This is a genomic window from Kitasatospora sp. NPDC088779 (genome assembly GCF_040685395.1).
In the GTDB taxonomy this organism is placed as follows: domain Bacteria; phylum Actinomycetota; class Actinomycetes; order Streptomycetales; family Streptomycetaceae; genus Kitasatospora.
In genome coordinates this window covers 113,093-133,249 of record NZ_JBFBHW010000018.1, presented here as the reverse complement: position 1 = coordinate 133,249, position 20,157 = coordinate 113,093, and the positions used below count along the sequence as shown (strand labels likewise).

Sequence of the window (20,157 nt, the reverse complement as noted above, 5' to 3'; positions counted from 1 at the left end):
GGCGGGCCGCAGCCGTCATACCCAGGAGCCAACCCGCCCCTGAGTACTCCGGTATGACACCCCTACGGGTGCCGCCGCAGCTCCCGCCGGGCCAGCGAGCGCTTGTGCACCTCGTCCGGGCCGTCGGCCAGCCGCAGGGTGCGGTTGCCGGCCCAGAGCTGCGCGAGCGGGGTGTCCTGGCTGACGCCCGCGGCGCCGTGCGCCTGGACGGCCTTGTCGAGGATCCACTCGACGGTGCGCGGGGTGGCGATCTTGATCGCCTGGATCTCGGTGTGCGCGCCCCGGTTGCCGACGGTGTCCATCAGCCAGGCGGTCTTGAGCACCAGCAACCTCAACTGCTCGATCCTGACCCGGGATTCGGCGATCCAGTCCTGCACCACGCCCTGCTCGGCGAGCGGCCGGCCGAAGGCGACCCGCCCGTTCACCCGGCGGCACATCAGCTCCAGGGCGCGCTCGGCGATGCCGATCGCGCGCATGCAGTGGTGGATCCGGCCGGGTCCGAGCCGGGCCTGGGCGATGGCGAAGCCCGCGCCCTCCTCCCCGATCAGGTTCCCGACCGGGACGCGGACGTCCTCGAACAGCACCTCGGCGTGGCCGCCGTGGTCCGCGTCGTCGTAGCCGAAGACCGTCATGCCGCGCCTGACGGTGACGCCGGGGGTGTCGCGCGGGACGAGCACCATGCTCTGCCGGCGATGCGGTTCGGCGGCCGGGTCGGTCTTGCCCATCACGATGAGGATCCGGCACTGCGGGTTCATCGCCCCGGTGATGTACCACTTGCGGCCGTTGACGACGTACTCGTCGCCGTCGCGCTCGATCCGGGTGGCGATGTTGGTGGCGTCCGAGGAGGCGACCTCGGGCTCGGTCATCGCGAAGGCGGAGCGGATCTCGGCGTCCAGCAGCGGGCGCAGCCAGCGCTCGCGCTGCTCGGCGGTGCCGAACTGGGCGAGCAGTTCCATGTTGCCGGTGTCGGGGGCCGCGCAGTTGAGCGCGGGCGGAGCCAAGTGCGGGCTGCGGCCGGTGATTTCGGCGAGCGGTGCGTACTGGAGGTTGGTCAGGCCGGCGCCGCCCTCCCCGGGGAGGAAGAGGTTCCACAGGCCCTGTTTGCGCGCCTCGGCCTGGAGTTCGGCGACCACGGGCGGGATGCTCCAGGCCTCGCGGGCCGGGTCGGCGAGCTGCTGCGCGAGGGCCGCCTCCGCCGGGTGCACGTGCTGGTCCATGAAGGCCAGCAGCTGCTCGCGGAGTTCGTCGGTGCGGGCGTCGTAGGCGAAGTCCATCGGTCAGTGCTCCTTGAGGGTGCTCAGGCCGTACCGGGCGAGGATCGGGGCCATCTCGCCGGCCCGCTCGAAGCCCGCGCCGAGGGTGCGGCCCTGCTGGTAGCGGTAGTGGATGCCCTCGGCGACGACGGCGAGCTTGAAGGAGGCGAAGGCGACGTACCAGTCCAGGTCGGCGGCCTGGCGGCCGGTCAACTCGGCGTAGTACGCGACCAGTTCGTCCGGCTTCGGGAAGCCGGGGGCGGTCGCGGCGGAGGGGATGATGCCGCCGCCGACGCCGGCGACCTCGGTGTACATCACCAGCAGGCCGACATCGGTGAGCGGGTCGCCGAGGGTGGACATCTCCCAGTCCAGCACGGCGGTGATCGCGTCACCGTCGCCGACCAGCACGTTGTCCAGCCGGTAGTCGCCGTGCACCAGGGCGGGCGCCGGGGAGATCGGCCGCCGCTCGGCGAGCAGGGCGTGCAGCCGCTCCACGTCGGGCAGTTCGCGGCTGCGGGAGTTCGCCAACTGGGTGGACCAGCGCCTCAGTTGGCGCTCCAGGTAGCCGTCGGGGCGGCCGAAGTCCGCGAGGCCGACGTCGGCCGGGTCGATCCGGTGCAGGGCGGCGAGGGTGTCGACCAGCCGTCGCCCGAGCGCGTGGACCCGCTGCTCGCCGAGGGCGGCGAACGGGGCGAGGGCCCGGTGCGCGAGGCCGGGGACGAACTCCATCAGGTACCAGGGGGCGCCGAGCACCTCCGTGCCGGGATCGAGCAGCAGGGTGCGCGGGACGGGCACGTCGGTGTCGCGCAGGGCGGTCATGACGCGGTACTCGCGGCCCATGTCGTGCGCGGTGGCCAGGACGTGTCCGAGCGGCGGGCGGCGCAGCACCCAGCGGCCGGTGCCGTCGGTGAGGACGTAGGTGAGGTTGGAGCGGCCGCCCTCGATGAGGTCGGCCCGCAGCGGGCCCTGGACGAGCCCGGGCAGCTCGCGGTCCAGGTGGGCGCGGAGGCGGGCGAGGTCCAGCCCGGGCGGCTCGGCGGGGGTCTCGGGCATCGGGCAGCTCCTCGGGGTGTGGCCTCGTTGACTAAGCGCTTGCTTAGCATTCAGCCGGACGCCGCCCGCTGTCAATGCCACCCCGCACGCCACGAGCCCTGGAAAGCGCCCTGGGGCCTCTGGGACCACGAGCGCCACGAACACATCCGCGCGCCCGGCTCCTCGAACCGGATCAGGCGCTTCTGCACCATCGCCGCCGAGGCATTCCAGCGGCACCTGGCCTCCGCCACCCCATAACCCAGCGCCCCGCGCCGCAACTGCTCCGCCGGACCGCCACAATGGCGCCATGAGGATGATCCACACCCTGGCCGGCGCCCTGCTGCTCCTGCTCATCGTCGGCAGCATCCTGCGCACGCTGGTCGTCCCGCGCGGGCTGTACTCGGCGCTGGTGCAGCGCCTCTGGCGGGTGCTGCGGACCGTGCTCCGGCTCTACGCGACTCCGTTCCGCGGCTACTACGCGCAGGACCGGGCCCTGACCTGGCTGGCACCGCTGATCCTGCTCGGCATGCTCGGGGTGTGGCTCAGCGGCATGCTGCTCGCCTACACCCTGCTGCTGCACGGCACGTCCGAGCTCAGCTGGTCGGTGGCCATCCGGGAGGCCGGGTCCAGCCTCTTCACCCTCGGCTACGCCAGCGGCGAGCGCCTGCAACTCTCGGCGATCGACTTCATGGCCGCCGCCAGCGGGCCGCTGGTGATCGCCCTCCAGATCGCCTACCTGCCCACCCTCTACGCCGCCTACCAGCGGCGGGAGACCGAGGTGACCCTGCTCCAGTCCCGGGCCGGCGAGCCCGCCTGGGGCCCGGAGCTGCTGGCCCGGCAGTCCCTCGTCGACACCGAGACCGCGCTCCCCCAGCTCTACCGGGACTGGGAGCGGCTGGCCGCCGACATCGGCGAGAGCCACTCCAACTACCCGGTGCTGCTGTCGTTCCGCTCCCCGCAGCCGAACCGCAGCTGGGTGGTCGGCCTGATCGCGGTGCTGGACGCGGCCGCCCTCCACCTGTCGCTCTGCCCGCGCTCGGCCCCGCCCGAGGCCCGCCTGGTGCTGCGCGCGGGCTTCACCGCGCTGCGCGACATCGGCCGCTCCGTGCGGATCGACTTCGACCCGGACCCGGACCCGGACGTCCCGATCCGCCTGACCTACACCGAGTACATCGGCGCCGTCGCCATGATCACGTCCGCCGGTTTCCCCCGCGAGCGCCCGGTCGACGAGGCCTGGCAGCACTTCCACGGCTGGCGCGTCAACTACGAGGCGCTGGCCTACGAACTCGCCCGCCGAGGCGACGCCGTCCCCGCCCTGTGGACCGGGCCGCGCGACTTCCACGCCCCCGTCATCCCTCCGGCCCGCCCCACCGACCGCCGCCCGGGCCCGACCAACCCCACCCTGCCGCCGGTCTGACCTCCGTCGACGGGCGTCAGACCGCGACCGGTGCGCCCGTGGCCAGGGAGTGGTCGGCGCCGGCCAGGATTTCGACCACGCGCAGGCCGAACTCCGCGTCGCAGGGGTGCGGTTGGCCGGTGGCGGCCGAGGCCTGGAGGGCGTCCAGGGCGCGGTGCAGGGCGGCGGCCGGGCCCTCGCCGCGCTCGGGCAGGTGGGCGATGCCGTGCTCGCCGCGCAGTTCCAGGCCGGCGCCACCGGCGCCGACCGGCGCGGTCAGGCTCAGCGCCAGGGTGCTGGAGGCGCCGTCGGCGTGCCGCAGCACCAGGTGGACGGTGTCCAACGGGCCGGCCACCGCCGTGACCTGCGTCGCGTCGCCGAGCACCGGCAGCAGCACCGACAGCGCGTGCGGGCCGACGTCCCACAGCGCGCCCTTCTCCTCGCGCCACGGCGAGGCCGCGTACGGGCTGGTGCTGCCGGGGGCGAACACCGAGCCGAGCCAGTCCGAGCGGCCGGTGAACCAGCCGCCCAGCGCCGCCTGCTGCTCGATCCACGGGATCTGCTCCCCGCCGAAGCGGACGGTGAAGAAGACCACGGAGGCGACCCCGTGGGCCCGGACGGCCTCGGCCACGGCCTGCGCGTCCGGCACGGTCAGCGCGATCGGCTTGTCCAGCAGCAGGTGGCAGCCCGCCTCGGCGGCCCGAACCGCGAGGCCCGCCTGCACGGTCGGCGGCAGCGCGATCGAGACCGCGTCCACCTCGGCGAGCAACTGGTCGAGGTCCGCGTACCCGGGGACGCCGTACGCCCCGCCGAGGGCCGTGGCCGCCTCGGGCCGGCGGGCCCAGACGCCGGTGAACTCCAGCCCGGGGTGCTCGGCGAGGACGGGTGCGTGCACCCGCTCCGCCCAGGGGCCGGCGCCCAGCAGTCCGATCCGCACGATGTCTCCGTTCCTCCGTGGTACTTGAAAAGGTTCAGCCCTGTACGCGGGCCAGCGTGAAGCCGTCGTAGCCCTTGCTGCCGACCGTCTGCACCGACGTGGCGGTGACCCTCGGCTCGGCGGCGATCAGGTCGTGCAGGGCCCGGGTGCCGACCACGGCCGGGTCGGTGCTGTCCGCGTCGGCGACGGCGCCGCCGCGCACCACGTTGTCGACGATGATCAGCGAGCCCGGCCTGGTCAGCTGGAGCGCCCGCCGGAAGTACTCGGGGTTGCTGGGCTTGTCCGCGTCGATGAAGACCAGGTCGAAGGGCTCCACGCCCTGCTCCACCAGCGCGGCCAGCGAGTCGGCGGCCCGGCCGAGCCGCACCTCGGCGACCTTCTCCAGCCCTGCGCGCGCGATGTTTCCCCGGGCGACCTCGGCGTGCTTCGGGTCGATCTCCAGGGTGATCAGGGTGCCGTCCGCGGGCAGCGCCCGGGCGAGCCAGATCGCGCTGTACCCGCCGAGCGTGCCGACCTCCAGGATCCGCCGCGCGCCCTGGGTCAGCGCCAGCAGGTGCAGCAGCTTGCCCTGGTTGGGGGCGACGGCGATCTTCGGCAGCCCGGCCGCGTCGGCGGCGGCGGCCGCGGCGTCCAGCGCCGGGTCGTGCCCCACCAGCTGCTCGGAGAAGTACGCGTCCACGGCATCCCACGTCGACTGGGTCATCGGGCCCTCCAGTTGTGCATGATCGGCAGGTACCCGCCGATGCTACTCCGGGGGCCCGACAGCCCCGCCGTGCTCAGTGCAGACGCCTCGTCACTCCGCTTACTCCGCGACGGGCGCCTTGGCGGCGGTCGCCGCGGCGGCCGCCTCCTCCGCCTCGATCTTGGCGTGGGTCTTGGCGGCCCGGCGCTTCATGAACCAGGCCGAGGCGCCGCCGATCAGCACCGCCGCGGCCAGGCCCGCCCAGGAGAACCGGGACAGCCAGGGCTCGATGCTCTTGCCGACCTTGTAGACCAGCAGTGTCGTGCCGCCGGCCCAGACGATGCCGCCGAGCACGTTGGCGATCAGGAACTTCCAGTACGGCATCTTCAGCGCGCCGGCGAGCGGCCCGGCGAAGATGCGCAGCAGGGCGATGAAGCGGCCGAAGAAGACCGCCCACATCCCCCACTTCTGGAAGGAGCGCTCGGCGGTCGCCAGGTGGGACGGCCCGAAGTGCTTGGGGAACTTCCGTCCGAGCTTCTCGAACAGCGGCTTGCCGCCCTTGCGGCCGATCGAGTAGCCGATCGAGTCGCCGATGATCGCCCCGAGGATCGCGACCACCGCGATCCACTCCGGGCTCACCACACCCTTGACCGCCATCAGGGTGGCCGTGACCAGCGCGATCTCGCCGGGCAGTGGGATGCCCAGCGACTCCAGCCCGATGATCAGGCCGACCAGGGCGTACACCGCGGTCGGTGGGACGCTCTCGATCCAGGCGTCGATGTGCAAGGCCAGTACCTCCGTGGCAGGTCGGAGCCGGCGCGGCCCTCAGCGGTGCCGCACGCCGGTTCCGGCAGTTGTCCGATGGCGGCAACGCGGCCGCTTCCCCATAAGGGCAGCCTAACGTGCCGGGCGGCCTGTCCCCCCGGCCGATCACCCGTGGTTACGACGTGCGGTGGTGCCCCATGGTTCCCGCGTGACCAGCCGTTCTTCAAGATCCGGCAAAGCGAAGTGCGACCACGGACGGCCGCGCGTTCACCCGGCGCACGAGCGGCAGCAGGGCGCGGAGCAGGCCCCGCCCGCCCTCCGGGTACACCTCGCGCACGTCGGTCACCGCCGGGTGCGCGGTGGCCAGCTTGCCGCGCTCGTCCGCGTCCATGCCGAACGGCATCGGCGGGGCCTGGTAGTGCCGGGTCCGCAGCTTGCCCTGGACGGTCCGGGCGCTGAACCAGCGCGGCACCGCGTCCAGCACCATCGACCCGCCGGGGAACCGCTCGGCGCAGGCCGCGATCAGTGCCCGCACCTCCTCCGGCCGCAGGTACATCAGCAGGCCCTCGGCGCAGATCATCACCCCGTGGGCCGGATCCACCTCGTCCATCCAGCCCGGGTCGGTGACCGGGCAGGCGAGGATCCGGCGCCGCTCGTCCGGCGGCAGCAGCCGCTCCCGCAGCGCGGCCGTCTCCGGCAGGTCCACCGACAGCCAGTCCGCCCGGCCGTTGTCGACCCGCCACGCCTGGGTCTCCAGGCCGTCCCCGAGGCCGACCACGGTGCCGCGCGGGCAGCGGGTCAGGAAGTCCGCCACCTCACGGTCGAAGCAGGCCGCCCGCAGCGCCTGCAACTGGCTGACCAGCGCGCCCTCCCCGAAGCGCTCCGCGAACGGGAAGTCGATCCGATCGACCAGCTCGACCGCCTTCGGGTCCTCCAGCACCGTGTCCGGCCGACGTGCCTCCACCGCGCGGTGCCACAGCGTCCACAACGCCGTCTCCGGCACCTCCGCCAACTCCGGCCGCTCCCCGCCGTTCATCGCTCACTCCTTCGGATGTGCTCCGCGCTGGACCTGCTCCGCGCCGGACGTGTTCCGCGCTCGGCGTGCTCCACGCTCGACGTGCTCCACGCTCCGGCCCGAACCCGCCGATTCTGACACCCCGGACGCGGGGACGCTCGGGCCGCCGCGCCGCTCAGCCGATGCTGAACGCGCCGTCCGGCGGGGGCGGGGAGTCGGTGGCGTCGGCGTCCGTGACCGGGGCGGTGCGGCCGACCAGGGCGGCCAGGTCGGCGCCGTCGGTGAGGCGGGCCGGGAAGATGTCGCCGGCCAGCAGCCGGGTGAGCTCGGCGGCCGGGAGCGGCGCCGTCGAACCGGCGAGCAGGATGTTGCCGTACCGGCGGCCGCGCAGCACCGGGGCCTCGGCGACCAGGCAGGTGTACGGGAACACCGCGCCGACCGTCGCGGCCTGGGCCCGGGCGAAGGCCAGCGGCGGGCCGTCGGCCAGGTTGGCGGCGTAGCAGCCGCCGGGGCGCAGGGCGGCGGCGGCCAGCCGCAGGAACTCCACCGAGGTGAGGTGGGCGGGGGTGCGCGAGCCGTGGAAGACGTCCGCGATGACCAGGTCCCGGCTGCCGGGCGGGGTCTCGGCGAGGGCGGCGCGGGCGTCGCCGACGGTCGCGGTGATGTCCGCGCCGGGCCCCTGCCAGGGCAGGTGCTCGGCGACCAGGTCGAGCAGCGGCCCGTCCACCTCGACCACCCGCTGGCGCGAGCCGGGGCGGGTGGCGGCGAGGTAGCGGGGCAGGGTGAGCGCGCCGCCGCCGAGGTGCAGCACGTCCAGCGGCTGCCCGGCGGGGGCGAGGGCGTCGGCGAGGTGGCCGAGCCGCCGGGTGTACTCGAACTCCAGGTGGGTCGGGTCGGCGAGGTCGACGTAGGACTGCGGGGTGCCGTCCAGGGTGAGCAGCCAGCCGCCGTCCCGGTCGAGGTCCGGCATGAGCTTGGCGAAGCCGAGGTCGGTGTGGCGCCCGACCGGCACCGGCTCGTCTGTCACCGGCTCGTCCGTCACCGGCTCGTCCGTCACGCGCTCTCCCCCACGGCCTGGGCGTCCACCGGCCGGACGTCCGCCAGTCGGACGTCGAGGTAGGCGGCGAGCCAGCGGTCCAGTTCGGCGAAGGCCTGGGTGCGGGCGGCCTCGCCCGAGAGCACCAGGTCGTGCATGCCGCCCTCGATCCGGACGATGGTGACGTGCCGGCCCAGTCGCGGGCCCTGGCCGGCGATGTCGTCGGCGCGCAGCACGGCGTCCGCGTGGTGCAGGGCGTTGTGCCACTTGGTGGTCGCGATCGACTTGGTCGACGCCATCAGCAGCACCGGCACGTCGATCCCGAGCCCGTGCCGCAGCTGCCGGTGGCCCTGGTGGATGGCGGCCAGCCAGCCCGCGTACAGCGGGAAGCCCTCGGCGGGCTTGAGGGCGAGGTCGAAGTCCCACTCACCCCGGTGGTCCTTGTGCAGGCTGTGCGTGTAGTGCGGGTTGAGCGTCGACGGCAGCACGCGGGTGGGCGCCAGTCGGCCGATCGCGGTGACGGCCGGGCCGCCGACGGTCCGCACGGCGGGCGCGGCCGGCATCGACAGGAACGGGCTGTTCAGGAACAGCCCCTCCACCAGGCCGCGCCCCGAGCGCCGCCCCGCCCACAGCGCGCCGATCAGCCCGCCGGTGGAGTGCCCGTTCAGCAGCAGCCTCCGGTGCCCATCCACCTCGCGGATGATCCGCACCGCCTCGTCGATCTCCTCGTCGTACTCGGCGAGGTCGCGCACGAAGTTCGGCGACTGGTGCGGGCGCAGGGAGCGGCCGTACTTGCGCAGGTCCAGGGCGTAGAAGGAGAACCCGAGCGCGGCGAAGTGGTCGGCGAGGTTGGTCTGGAAGAAGTAGTCGTTGTACCCGTGGATGTACAGCACGGCCCGCTCCGCCCCCGGCACCAGACGGCGCACCAGCGTCGCGCAGACCTCCCCCTCGGCGTCCGGCCGCAGCGTCAGCTCGGCCGTCTCGTAGGGGGCACCCAGGATGTCTTCCCGAAACTCCATCTGCGCCGCACCCGTCCTCATGCTCGACCTGCCGTCCGTCGCAGGTGCTCTTGATCCAGGACCCCGACAATACCGGCCGGTAGCCCGGGGCTGCCTGTCGGGCGGCGCTCTGCGGGGCACCGGTGTGACCCGGCCGTCCGCGCCTCCTGATCGCTCCCCGTGCGCCTGCTGTGCGCCGGTGGTCATGTGGAACGCTACCCGGACAGATCCAACTCCGGTTATCACGCAGGCGAGTTGAGGAGAACACATGCCGCAGGCCGGCCACACCGATCCGTCGCTGTACCGTTCGGCCGCCGAGGCGATCGCCGCGCCACCGGAGACGCTGGCGTACGTCGCCGGGTTCGACCGGGCCGGGGAGCGGCCGGACGCACTGCTCACCGTGGACACCGATCCGGCCTCGGCGAGCTACGGGAAGGTCCTCAACTTCGCCGAACTGCCGACGCTGGGCGACGAGTTGCACCACTTCGGCTGGAACGCCTGCTCCAGCGCACTGGCGCACGCCTGCCACGAGAACCCCGAGCGGCGCTACCTCCTCCTCCCGGGCCTGCGCTCCTCGCGGCTGCACGTGATGGACACCCGGCCCGACCCCGTCCGGCCGCGCCTCGTCAAGACCGTCGAGGCGGCGGAACTCGCCGCCAAGGCCGGCTACTCGCGCCCGCACACCCTGCACTGCGGGCCGGACGGGGTGTTCCTGTCCTGCCTGGGCAGCGGGGACGGGAACGACGGGCCCGGCGGGGTGGCGCTGCTGGACCACACCACCTTCGAGGTGCTGCGCGCCTGGGAGACGGAGCGCGGGCCGCAGCACTTCGCGTACGACGTCTGGTGGCACCTGGGGACGAACGTGGGGGTGACCAGCGAGTGGGGCACGCCCTGGATGGTGGAGGGCGGGGTCGTCCCGGAGCTGCTGCTGGGCCGCAAGTACGGGCACGCGCTGCACTTCTGGGAGCTGGACTCGGGGCGGCACCTGCAACGGGTCGACCTCGGCGACCAGTACCAGATGGTGCTGGAGCTGCGCCCGGCGCACGATCCGCAGGCGGAGTGGGGCTTCGCCGGGGTGGTGACCAACGTCGAGGACCTGTCCGCCTCGGTCTGGCTCTGGTACCGGGAGGGCCCGGCGTTCACTGCGCGCAAGGTGATCGAGATCCCCGCCGAGCCCGCCAAGACGGAGGACCTGCCGCCCGCGCTGCAACCGTTCGGCGCGGTGCCGCCGCTGATCACGGACATCAACCTGTCGGTGGACGACCGCTGGCTGTACGTGTCCGCGTGGGGCACCGGCGAGCTGTTCCAGTACGACGTGTCGGATCCGTTCCACCCCAGACTCGCCGACTCGGTGCGGCTGGGCGGGGTCGTCGCCCGCACCCCGCACCCGGCCGCGCCGGAGCGCCCGCTGAGCGGCGCCCCGCAGATGGTCGAGATCAGCCGGGACGGGCGCCGACTCTACCTCACCAACTCCCTCTACGGCGCCTGGGACGACCAGTTCTACCCGGACGGCATCGAGCCGTGGATCGTCAAGCTGGACGCCGACACCGAGGCGGGCGGGTTGAGCGTCGACGAGCGCTTCTTCCCGCACGGCGCCGACTTCCGGGGCCTACGGGTGCACCAGACCCACCTCGCGGGCGGCGACGCCTCCTCGGACTCCTACTGCTACCGGTAGGACGTCCAGCGGCCCGTACGGCCGACCGGTAGGACGTACCACTACCGGTAGGCCGTACGGCTAGCGGGCGAACGCCTGGTCGTAGCGGACCTGGGCCAGGGGCAGCCCGGCGGCGAGCAGTTCGGAGCGGACGGAGGCGACCATGCCGGCCGGGCCGCTGACGCAGGCGAGGTGCTCGCGCCAGTCCCCGGCGCCCGCGACGGCGTCGGCGAGCCGGCCTGCGGTGACCGGGGTGAGCGCCAGCCAGGGCTTGTGCAGGCCGAGTTCGGAGAGCGCGGACCAGTCGTAGAGGTCGCCGCGGTCCCGGGCGCCGACGAACAGGTGGACGCGGCGGCTGCGCGGGCGCCGGGCGGCCTGCTGCTCGACGATGGCCTTCATCGGGGCCAGGCCGGTGCCGCCGGCGACCAGCAGCAGGTCGCGGGTGTCGTCCTCGGGCAGCAGGCCGCCGCGCGGCGGGCCGAGGCGCAGCCGGTCGCCGACGGCGGTGCGTTCGACGAGGGCCGCGCTGACCCCGTCCGGCCCGGTGCGCCGGACGTGGAACTCCAACTCGTTGTCGGTGCGCGGCGCGCAGCCCATCGAGTACTGCCGCCAGGTGTGCGGGAGCGTCGGGTGCTCGACCGTGCCGTACTGTCCGGCCCGGTACGGGTAGGGCTCGCCGGTGCGCACGCGCAGGACGGCGAGGTCGGGGCGGCGGCGCTCGTGGCCGGTCACCACGGCGTGCCAGTACGGGGGTTCGGTGAGCGCGGAGTCGGCGCCGGCCGTCATCGCCGCGACGGCGAAGCGCAGCATCCGGACCCAGGCCGCTTCCATCTCCTCGGTCCACCGGGCGGCCGTCCGGTGCCGGATCGCCGCGCACAGGGCCTCCTCGAAGGCCTCGTAGTGGACCGGCCGGACGCCCAGTTTGCGGTGGTCGCGCCCGAGTTGGCGCAGGGTCGAGGCCAGGTCGGCCGGGTGGTGGAGGTGGTCCACCAGGTGGCGGAGGATCCGCTCCAGGTGGGCCTGCTGGAACTCCATCGAGGCGGGGAAGAGCGGACGCAGGTAGGGGCGGCGGCGGAACATCACCGCGTAGAGGTGGTCGATCAGTTCGGAGAGCGGTTCGAGCAGGCCGAGGTCGCGCCGGATCAGCCGTTGGTCGGCGGCGCCGTCGTAGCCGCCTGGCCCGCCGGTGCCGCCGTACGCGCCGGTGCCGACGCCGACGCCGGCCGGATCTGGACCGAACGGCGAGGCGGGGGTGAGGAGTTGGCGGCGTAGCCGCATCGCGTGGTGGCGGGCGATCAGCCGGTCGTACTCGGCGGTGGTGCCGCTGGTGGTGTTTCCGCTGGTGGTGGTGTCCATGACCCGTCCAGTCAATCGCCGCCCGGTTACCGGCGAGAAGGGTCGATGGCCCCGATCGGACCCGGGACCATCGACCCCTTGACGGGAAGACCCGGTGGGAGGGCCCGGCGGGGAGGCCTCGCGGGAGGGCCCGACGGGGAGGCCCGACGGGAAGGCCGGGCAGGGAGGCCCCGCGTCGCTACCGGGCGGGATCGGCCGGGGTCGCCTCGGCGGGCTCGGGGTGGAACTCGGTGGCCGCCCAACTGGCCAGCAGGCGCAGGGATTCGGCGGAGCTGGAGCCGGGCTCGGCGTGGTAGGTGACGAGCACCTGGTCGACGTCCCCGGCCGGGCGCAGCGTCTCGTACTGGAGGTTGAGCCGGCCGACCACCGGGTGGTGCAGCCGCTTGGTGCCGTGGCCCTTGTCCTGGATGCTGTGGGTGGCCCAGAGGCGGCGGAAGTCGGCGCTCTTGAGGGAGAGTTCGCCGATCAGCGAGGCGAGCCTGGGGTCGTCCGGATCCCGTCCGGCGTCCAGCCGCAGCATGCCGACGACGTCGGTGGCCTTGCCGTCCCAGTCCTCGTAGAGCTCGCGGGAGGCCGGTTCGAGGAAGAGCTGCCAGGCCATGTTGCGCTGCTCGGGCGGCATCGCGGCGAAGTCGCCGAGCAGGGCGGTGCCGAGCCGGTTCCAGCCGATGATGTCCAGGCGCCTGCCGAGGACGTACGCGGGCACGCAGTCCATCGCGTCCAGGAGCTGCTGGAGCGCGGGCCGGACCCGCTGCGGGCGGGCGGCGGCCCGGCCGGGGCGACGGCGGGCGGGCCTGGTGAGCCGGCCGAGGTGCTCGCGCTCGGCGGGGCTGAGCCGCAGCACGCGGGCGATGGCGTCCAGGACGGCGGCGGAGACGCTCTCGCCGTGGCCCTGTTCGAGCCGGGTGTAGTAGGCGGTGCTGACTCCGGCGAGCAGGGCCAGCTCCTCGCGGCGCAGGCCGGGCACCCGCCGCCGGGTGGTGCTGTCCGGCAGGCCCACGTCCTCGGGCCGCAGCCGGGCGCGGCGGGATCGGAGGAACTCGCTGAGTTCGGTGCGCTGGTCCATGTCTGCAGTATGCGGGGGATCCGGGCGGCGGGGGCGGGGGGAAGGGTGATACCGCCGTGCGTACGTTCCGTGGTCGTACGTCCGGGGTCCCTAGGCGTGGCGTACGTACGAAAGGCTCTGGTCTGGCTGGTCGCGCCGCACCGACGCAGGCTGGAAGCATGACGAACTCGACGAACGCAACGACGACGAGCACCACCGAGGGCACCACCCGCACGGTCGCCGCCTACGCCGCGGCGCGGCCCGACTCCCCGCTGGAGAAGACCACCGTCACCCGCAGGGCGGTGGGCGAGCACGACATCGTGATCGACATCAAGTTCTGCGGCATCTGCCACTCCGACATCCACCAGGTCGGCGAGGACTGGGGCACCGGCATCTTCCCGATGGTCCCGGGCCACGAGATCGCGGGCGTGGTCACCGAGGTCGGCCCGGGCGTCACCCGCTGGCAGGCCGGCGACCGGGTCGGAGTCGGCTGCATCGTCGACTCCTGCCGGGAGTGCGACAACTGCCGGGCCGGCCTCCAGCAGTACTGCACCGGCCAGGGCGGCACCGTCTTCACCTACAACAGCGTCGGCCACGACGGCCTGCCGACCTACGGCGGCTACTCCTCGAAGCTGGTCGTCGACGAGGCGTACGCGCTGCGCATCCCCGACAACCTGCCGCTGGACGCCGCCGCGCCGCTGCTGTGCGCCGGCATCACGCTGTACTCGCCGCTCGCGCACTGGGGCGCCGGGCCGGGCAGGAAGGTCGCGATCGTGGGCCTCGGCGGGCTCGGCCACATGGGCGTGAAGCTCGCCCACGCCATGGGCGCGGAGGTCACCGTGCTCAGCCAGTCGCTGCGCAAGCGCGAGGACGGGCTGAAGCTCGGCGCCGACCACTACCGGGCCACCTCCGACCCGGCCACCTTCACCGAACTCGCGGGCACCTTCGACCTGATCGTCAACACGGTCTCCGCCGACCTCGACCTGAGCGCCTACCTCGGCCTGCTGCGCACCGACGGCACCATGGTGCAGGTCGGCGCGCCGGAGAAGCCGGTCACGGTGAACGCGCACGCGCTGCTCTCCGGCCGCCGTTCGCTGGCCGGTTCGATGATCGGCGGGCTGCCGGCCACCCAGGAGATGCTGGACTTCTGCGGCGAGCACGGCATCACCGCGGAGATCGAGCTGATCCGCGCCGAGCAGGTCAACGAGGCCTACCAGCGGGTGCTGGCCGGCGACGTCCGGTTCCGCTTCGTGATCGACGCCGCGACGATCTGACCGTCACGGCCCGACCCCGCACTCCCCCGTGCCCCGACGCCCCGCCCCCTGGTGCTCTCCCATCACCAGGGGGCGGGCGCCGTCGGGGCGCCTCGGGCTAGACCCCGGCCGGGTCGGCCCCGGCCCCGGCCGTGCCCGCTCGGGACGACCGGCGTTCCTGGCGCCGGTCCTCCCGCCGCTGCCGCCCCCGGCGCAGCGGCTGATCGGGCAGCCAGCCGAAGGTGAGGCAGGCGCCCACCAGTCCGAGCAGCATCCCGATCACGAAGCCGCCCAGGTTGGAGGTGAGCCAGCTCGCCAGCGCGGCGAGCACGGCGAGGACGGAGTAGAACAGCCGCTGGGCCGGGTTGAACAGGATCAGCAGGCCGCACAGCACCATCACCGCCGGCACCAGGTAGCCCGCCAGCCCCTGCATCCCGATGTGCAGGACGACGGGCAGCGGGGCACGCAGGGTGAACAGGATCTCGGCGCCGCCGAACAGCACAAGCAGCCCGCCCCAGAACGGCCGCTGGCCCCGCCAGTCGCGTTTGACCGGTCGGGTGGTGGCGGGAGCGGGGGCGGGAGCCGTCCCCACGGCCCCCTCCGCGACGCCCTCGCCGGAACCGGCCGGCTCCGGTACGGACTCCGTCATGGTCAGCAGCCCTGGGAGCTGAAGCTCAGCCGCAGGTTGGGCAGTTTGAACCCGACGGCGGTGCTCGCGTAGTTGTGCTGCTTGAGGTGCGTCAGCACGACGGTGTCGGCCTGCTGCCCGAAGACGCCCGGGTTGCCCTTGCCCGCGTTGCCGGCCTTGGTGTAGGTGCTGGCGTCGCCGCCGATCTCGATGTTGGTGAACTCCGCGTCACCGGACAGCATGTCGGAGTCGGTGGTGAGGTCGGTGGCGGAGACGGGGGTGCCGGCGTCGCCGGCGTGGATCACCAGGTTGACGCCACCGAGGTCCACGCTCTGGCACAGGTTGGTGATCTCGGCCTTCTTGATCGCCGAGACCGCGACCAGCACCTGACCGCCGGTGGAGCCCTGGTTGGGGCTGTCGGGGATCATCGAGTCCAGGCTGCCGAACTGGGCGAAGCCCTTGCCGTCGAGCTTGTCCGCGGTGATCGTGAACGGCATGCCGCTGATGGAGAACTGGGCGGCGAGTACGCCCTGGGCGGTGAGGGCCATCAGGACGGCGCCCGCCGCGACGGCCGGAACGGCCATCCAGGCGCTGCGCTTGAGCCGTACCCGCCCTCTCCTGGTGCCGGTCGGCGTCTCCGGGGTCTCGGCCGCGGCGGCGGCGTCCTCGGACATGGCCATGTGTGCTCCCTGTTGGGTGGGTGGGATGTGCAGGCACTGGCACGGTGCCCTGGCGCGGACAGCGTTCCACGGCCTGACCGGGCCGCCCGCCCCTCGGCAGCGGGGCGGGCACGGTCAGGCCGCGCTTTGAGTAACTGGGAAGCTACTGCCCGGTAGTGGCCGGGTCAATACGGGTGCACGAAGGATCTTCACCGATCGGCAACCCGAGCCGGACGGCCGCCTGCGCCGGGCCGAGGAAGGGCGCGAGGCAGAACATGCTCAACACCGGCAGGAGTTCCGGAAGTTGAACCGTCCGACCGGAGTCGATCCGCCGGTAGAGCGCGCTGTAGACCCCGCCCACCACGGCATCCACCAGCTCCACAACCCGCACACCGCCCAGCGGTTGGGGCACCTCGGCGAAGAACGCCCGGAACCGGGTGAGGAGTTGGTCCCGCTCGCGGCGGCCGGCCGGTCCGACCGCCTCGATCTCGATCACCGCCATGGTCGCGAAGGCCGGTGTCCCCGCCAGCAGATGGAGCATCGCGCCGAGCGCCTGCCGGATCCCGGCGCACCAGTCGGACTCCGCCGCGAAGGCCGCCGCCATCCGCCGGAGCACCACCCCGGTGCCGTGCCGGTGCGCGGCCAGGAAGGCGTCCTCCTTGCCGCTGAACAGCTCGTAGAAGACCGGCCTGGTCACCCCGGCCGCGCGGCAGATGTCGCTGACCGTGGCGTGCTGGTAGCCGCGCGCGGCCACCGTCTGGACCAGTCCGTCGAGCAGCCGCTCGCGCTGGGTCGCGGCCACCACGCCCGGGGGCAGCCGGCTCGGGCCGCGCTTGATGGACCGGGCTGGGTCACGACCGGCCCGCGCGCCCGGCAGCAGGATCACGTCGGCACTTCGGAGGTGTTTCCGTTCCATCACCAACTCCTGTTACCTGTATTGACATTGACGCAACATCGGGTTTACAACACTGACAGGTTTCCAACCGGTGGGCGACCCTGTCACCACCGGACGACCTCCAGGGGCTCCGGCGGCCCCGGGCGAGCAGCCCGGGCCACGGGACCACGAGCGGACGCAGGCCCGCGGCGGTGGCAGCCGCCGACGTGCACTCCTGCACTCGCAGCGCACGTCCGCACCTTCACACCGCTGTGCCGTACGAGCGGGCCCGTGGCGCCGGGCCCGCCGCACCACGGCCCCGCGAAGCCCCCGGCACGCCATGCCCACGCACCTCCCCCGCCGTGCACGCCACCACACCCGCACCGCGGGCCACCCCCACCCGTCTCCGCACGGAGAGAGGTCACCCTCATGCGCTTTCGCCGCACGCTCGGTACCGCGGCCCTCGCCGCCCTCGCCTTCACCTGCGCCGCCGTCGCACCCGCCCAGGCCGACGGCTCCGCGGTGCTGACCACCGGCAGCAGCAGCGGCCCGGACGTCGCCGTCGGCGACGTCCTCACCGCCAGTCTGGTCTCGGGCACCACCGCCACCTTCTACAGCAGCGCCAGCGGAACGAGCGGCATCAGCTGTGCCAACTCGGCCTTCTCCGCCACCGTGACGGCCAACCCGGCCGCCCCCGGCAGCGCGGTCGAGCAGCTCAACACCCAGACCTTCGGCTCCTGCTCCTCCAACGTCCTCGGCGTCACCGGCGTCAAGAGCATCACCGTCAACAACCTGCCGTTCACCAACACCGTCGGCGACGGCCCCGGCAACCCGGTCGCCCTCACCCCCGGCGCGGCCGGCGCGATGAAGACCACGGTCGTGCTCAGCACCATCCTCGGCAGCGTCAACTGCGTCTACCAGACCACCACCGGCATCTCCGGCACCACCTCGAACACCGGCAACACCATCGGCTTCACCTCCCAGCCGTTCAACCTGGTCTCCGGCTCGGGCCTGTGCTTCTCGACCGGCTACTTCAGCGCCACCTACGGCCCGGTCACCGACACCTCGGTGGCGGGCAGCCCGCTCATCTTCGTCAACTGACGACCCGAGGGGCCTTCGTCGACTGACGTCCGGCCAGACGTCGTCAACTGACGGCCGACCGGCGGGAACAGACGAGCGGCGTACGGCGACCGCGGTCGCCGTACGCCGCTCCGGCGCGCCCGCACGCCCGCACGCCCGCCAGGTGATCCAGAAGCACGCCCCGCCGCCGGCCCGGCTCAGCCCTCGCCACCCGCCGAACCCCCCGAGACGGCGAAGTGACCGGCCGGTAGGGTGCTGCCGCACGGACACGGCCGACAGGAACGGGACGGGCAGATGAGCGGCAGCGGCGACGGCACGGGGTTCTTCGCATCGGTGGCGGACACCGCCGACCAGCTGGCCGCCACCGGCTACCTGGCCTCCACCGCCGTGGCCACCACCGTCTTCCTCGCCGACCGGCTCGGCAAGCCGCTGCTGGTCGAGGGCCCGGCCGGGGTCGGCAAGACCGAACTCGCCAAGGCGGTGGCCGCGATCGGCCGGGCCCGGCTGGTCCGGCTCCAGTGCTACGAGGGCATCGACGAGGCCCGCGCGCTCTACGAATGGAACCACGCCAAGCAACTGCTGCGGATCACCGCCGGCCGCGACGAGGGCTGGGACCAGGCCCGCACCGACATCTTCGGCGAGGAGTTCCTGCTCACCCGCCCGCTGCTCACCGCCATCCGCGGCGACGAGCCCACCGTGCTGCTGATCGACGAGATGGACAAGGCCGACGTCGAGGTGGAGGCGCTGCTGCTGGAGGTCCTCAGCGACTTCCAGGTCACCGTGCCCGAACTCGGCACCATCGCCGCGAGCCGCCGCCCCTTCGTGCTGCTCACCTCCAACGCCACCCGTGAACTGTCCGAGGCACTGCGTCGACGCTGCCTCTTCCTCCACCTCGACTACCCGGACGCCGAGTTGGAGCGGCAGATCGTCCGGCGCAAGGTGCCCGGCCTGGACGACACGCTGGCCGCCTCGCTGGTCCGGGTGGTCGGCGCGCTGCGCGCGATGGACCTGCGCAAGGCGCCGTCCGTCGCCGAGACCATCGACTGGGCCCGCACCCTGCTGGCCCTCGGCGCGGACACCCTCGACGAGGCGGTCGTCCAGGACACCCTCGGGGTGATCCTCAAGCACCAGGACGACATCCGGAAGGCCGCGCAGAAGCTCACCCCCGCATGACCACCGCCCCGCCCCCGGCCGACACCGCCGCCCGGCTCACCGGCCTGGTCCGCGCGCTGCGCGGGCACGGCCTGCGGATCGGCCCCGCCGAGACGGTCGACGCGGCCGCCGTCCTCGACGTCCTCGGGCTCGCCGACCGCGAGCAGATGCGGGCCGGCCTGGCCGCCGCGCTGCTGCGCTCGGACACCCAACGGGCCCTCTTCGACGCCACGTTCGACCTGTTCTTCCCGCTCGGCGTCGGCACCCCCGAGGCCGTCCGCGCCGACCCGCCCGCACTCCCGGACGACCCCCGGCCACCGCGCCCCGGCCGCCCCGACCCGCTGCGCGACGACCTGCGCGAGCGCCTCGCCGCCGCCCTGGCCGCCGACGACCGGGCCGCCCAGGCCCGGCTGGCCGGCGAGGTGGTGGAGGCCTTCGGCCGGTACGGCGCCGGTGCCACGCCGGCCTCGGACGGCTGGTCGGCCCACCAGGCGCTCGGCCGGCTCGCCCCCGAGACCCTGCTCGCCCGGATCCTCGCCGCCCTGCGCGAGCAGGCCACCGCCCCGGACCTGTCCGACCGCGTCCTCGCCGACGAGATCCGCCGCCGCATCCAGGACTTCCGCGCCCTGGTCGCCACCGAGGCCCGCCGCCGGGTCGCCGAACTGCGCGGCGCCGAGCGGATCGCCGAACGCGCCGTCGCACCCACCGCCGACCGGATCGACTTCCTCGCCGCCGGCCGGGACCAGCTCGCCGAACTGCGCCGCACCGTCCACCCGTTGGCCCGCAAGCTGGCCACCAGGCTGGCCGCCCGGCGCCGCGCCGCACGCGGACGGATCGACCTGCGCCGCACCCTGCGCCGCTCGCTGTCCACCGGCGGGGTGCCGCTGCGCCCTGCCTACCGGCTGCGCCGCCCGGCCCGGCCGGAACTCGTGCTGCTGTGCGACGTCTCCGGCTCGGTGGCCGGATTCGCCGACTTCACCATGCTGCTGGTGCGGGCGATGAGCGAACAGTTCAGCAAGGTGCGGGTGTTCGCCTTCGTGAGAGCCTGTTTTCATTCATCCGGGCGGCATCTGCCCAGGTCAGGAATCGAACAGGGATGATCTCAGGTGCCGTCGGCGACCCGGAGCGGGGTGGGGAGGAGGAACAACCGGCCTGTGGTGGCGGACTGGAAGTCGAGGACGCTGGTGAACGGGCCGGTGATCAGCGGCAGAGTGCGGTGCGCGCGGACCGTACGGCTCCACTCGCGGGTGGTGGCGATATCGCCGTCGAACCAGGTCAGGCGGCCACCGGGCCGGCGGATGGTCAGCCAGGGGGGCGGTCCGGGTACTGGTTGAAGTCTGTG

Annotated in this window: 19 protein-coding genes and 1 pseudogene; 7 read left to right on the top strand and 13 right to left on the bottom strand. The window is 73.5% G+C overall.

Annotated features, from left to right (window positions below; translation table 11 throughout):
• Nucleotides 1-62 precede the first annotated feature (62 nt).
• Together AB0P03_RS19455 and AB0P03_RS19450 are read right to left on the bottom strand one after the other, a co-directional pair.
• Entirely contained in the window at nucleotides 63-1,274 is a 1,212-nt protein-coding gene (locus tag AB0P03_RS19455) for an acyl-CoA dehydrogenase family protein (protein ID WP_363584811.1), read from the bottom strand.
• A gap of 3 nt (nucleotides 1,275-1,277) precedes the next feature.
• Nucleotides 1,278-2,306, bottom strand: a complete 1,029-nt coding sequence (locus AB0P03_RS19450) for a phosphotransferase family protein (protein ID WP_363629869.1) — start codon at nucleotides 2,304-2,306, stop codon at nucleotides 1,278-1,280.
• 39 nt (nucleotides 2,307-2,345) lie between these two features.
• On the opposite strand from AB0P03_RS19450, the gene AB0P03_RS19445 reads away from it, so the two are divergent.
• Both AB0P03_RS19445 and AB0P03_RS19440 read left to right on the top strand, forming a co-directional pair.
• On the top strand, nucleotides 2,346-2,543 hold the full coding sequence (locus AB0P03_RS19445; protein WP_363629867.1) for a hypothetical protein: 198 nt from the start codon (nucleotides 2,346-2,348) through the stop codon (nucleotides 2,541-2,543).
• A 49-nt stretch (nucleotides 2,544-2,592) separates the two neighbouring features.
• The gene (locus AB0P03_RS19440) at nucleotides 2,593-3,702 is read left to right on the top strand and encodes a hypothetical protein (RefSeq protein ID WP_363629865.1); all 1,110 of its coding nucleotides are present in this window, start codon (nucleotides 2,593-2,595) and stop codon (nucleotides 3,700-3,702) included.
• Between the two features lie 16 nt (nucleotides 3,703-3,718).
• Here the strand turns inward: AB0P03_RS19440 and AB0P03_RS19435 are convergent, their stop codons facing one another.
• The 6 genes from AB0P03_RS19435 to AB0P03_RS19410 form a co-directional block, all read right to left on the bottom strand.
• Nucleotides 3,719-4,618 carry a Gfo/Idh/MocA family oxidoreductase gene (locus AB0P03_RS19435; RefSeq protein WP_363629863.1) on the bottom strand — a complete coding sequence of 300 codons (900 nt, stop codon included), beginning with the start codon at nucleotides 4,616-4,618 and terminating at the stop codon, nucleotides 3,719-3,721.
• A 34-nt stretch (nucleotides 4,619-4,652) separates the two neighbouring features.
• Nucleotides 4,653-5,321 carry an O-methyltransferase gene (locus AB0P03_RS19430; RefSeq protein WP_363629861.1) on the bottom strand — a complete coding sequence of 223 codons (669 nt, stop codon included), beginning with the start codon at nucleotides 5,319-5,321 and terminating at the stop codon, nucleotides 4,653-4,655.
• A gap of 99 nt (nucleotides 5,322-5,420) precedes the next feature.
• Nucleotides 5,421-6,086, bottom strand: coding sequence for a DedA family protein (locus AB0P03_RS19425; protein WP_363584801.1), 666 nt, complete (start codon nucleotides 6,084-6,086; stop codon nucleotides 5,421-5,423).
• Nucleotides 6,087-6,288: 202 nt separating this feature from the next.
• Nucleotides 6,289-7,101 (bottom strand): class I SAM-dependent methyltransferase, encoded by an 813-nt coding sequence (locus tag AB0P03_RS19420; protein WP_363584799.1) that lies wholly within the window; start codon nucleotides 7,099-7,101, stop codon nucleotides 6,289-6,291.
• Nucleotides 7,102-7,255: 154 nt separating this feature from the next.
• Nucleotides 7,256-8,050 (bottom strand): fused MFS/spermidine synthase, encoded by a 795-nt coding sequence (locus tag AB0P03_RS19415; protein WP_363584866.1) that lies wholly within the window; start codon nucleotides 8,048-8,050, stop codon nucleotides 7,256-7,258.
• Nucleotides 8,051-8,133: 83 nt separating this feature from the next.
• Nucleotides 8,134-9,135: an alpha/beta hydrolase gene (locus tag AB0P03_RS19410; protein ID WP_363629859.1), complete on the bottom strand. Its 1,002-nt coding sequence runs from the start codon at nucleotides 9,133-9,135 to the stop codon at nucleotides 8,134-8,136.
• Between the two features lie 247 nt (nucleotides 9,136-9,382).
• On the opposite strand from AB0P03_RS19410, the gene AB0P03_RS19405 reads away from it, so the two are divergent.
• A complete protein-coding gene (locus AB0P03_RS19405; protein WP_363629857.1) occupies nucleotides 9,383-10,789 on the top strand; it encodes a selenium-binding protein SBP56-related protein in 1,407 nt (468 codons plus the stop codon).
• A 60-nt stretch (nucleotides 10,790-10,849) separates the two neighbouring features.
• Here the strand turns inward: AB0P03_RS19405 and AB0P03_RS19400 are convergent, their stop codons facing one another.
• A complete protein-coding gene (locus AB0P03_RS19400) occupies nucleotides 10,850-12,124 on the bottom strand; it encodes a globin domain-containing protein (protein ID WP_363629855.1) in 1,275 nt (424 codons plus the stop codon).
• A gap of 178 nt (nucleotides 12,125-12,302) precedes the next feature.
• A complete protein-coding gene (locus AB0P03_RS19395; protein ID WP_363584791.1) occupies nucleotides 12,303-13,190 on the bottom strand; it encodes a helix-turn-helix transcriptional regulator in 888 nt (295 codons plus the stop codon).
• Nucleotides 13,191-13,348: 158 nt separating this feature from the next.
• Between AB0P03_RS19395 and AB0P03_RS19390 the strand changes: the two genes are divergently transcribed.
• Nucleotides 13,349-14,443 carry an NAD(P)-dependent alcohol dehydrogenase gene (locus AB0P03_RS19390; protein ID WP_363584789.1) on the top strand — a complete coding sequence of 365 codons (1,095 nt, stop codon included), beginning with the start codon at nucleotides 13,349-13,351 and terminating at the stop codon, nucleotides 14,441-14,443.
• Between the two features lie 97 nt (nucleotides 14,444-14,540).
• Here the strand turns inward: AB0P03_RS19390 and AB0P03_RS19385 are convergent, their stop codons facing one another.
• The 3 genes from AB0P03_RS19385 to AB0P03_RS19375 all read right to left on the bottom strand — a co-directional run bounded on the left by AB0P03_RS19385 (nucleotide 14,541) and on the right by AB0P03_RS19375 (nucleotide 16,625).
• Entirely contained in the window at nucleotides 14,541-15,071 is a 531-nt protein-coding gene (locus AB0P03_RS19385; RefSeq protein ID WP_244293257.1) for a DUF6114 domain-containing protein, read from the bottom strand.
• Between the two features lie 2 nt (nucleotides 15,072-15,073).
• A complete protein-coding gene (locus tag AB0P03_RS19380; protein WP_363584787.1) occupies nucleotides 15,074-15,730 on the bottom strand; it encodes a DUF6230 family protein in 657 nt (218 codons plus the stop codon).
• Nucleotides 15,731-15,872: 142 nt separating this feature from the next.
• Entirely contained in the window at nucleotides 15,873-16,625 is a 753-nt protein-coding gene (locus tag AB0P03_RS19375) for a TetR/AcrR family transcriptional regulator (RefSeq protein WP_363584785.1), read from the bottom strand.
• A 387-nt stretch (nucleotides 16,626-17,012) separates the two neighbouring features.
• On the opposite strand from AB0P03_RS19375, the gene AB0P03_RS19370 reads away from it, so the two are divergent.
• The 3 genes and pseudogenes from AB0P03_RS19370 to AB0P03_RS19360 form a co-directional block, all read left to right on the top strand.
• Nucleotides 17,013-17,684, top strand: a complete 672-nt coding sequence (locus AB0P03_RS19370; protein ID WP_363584783.1) for a Tat pathway signal sequence domain protein — start codon at nucleotides 17,013-17,015, stop codon at nucleotides 17,682-17,684.
• A gap of 273 nt (nucleotides 17,685-17,957) precedes the next feature.
• Nucleotides 17,958-18,836: a MoxR family ATPase gene (locus tag AB0P03_RS19365; protein WP_363584781.1), complete on the top strand. Its 879-nt coding sequence runs from the start codon at nucleotides 17,958-17,960 to the stop codon at nucleotides 18,834-18,836.
• Nucleotides 18,833-19,855: pseudogene (locus AB0P03_RS19360) on the top strand (VWA domain-containing protein); the annotation flags it as partial. The gene AB0P03_RS19365 and the pseudogene AB0P03_RS19360, both read left to right, overlap by 4 nt.
• Nucleotides 19,856-20,157: the final 302 nt, after the last annotated feature.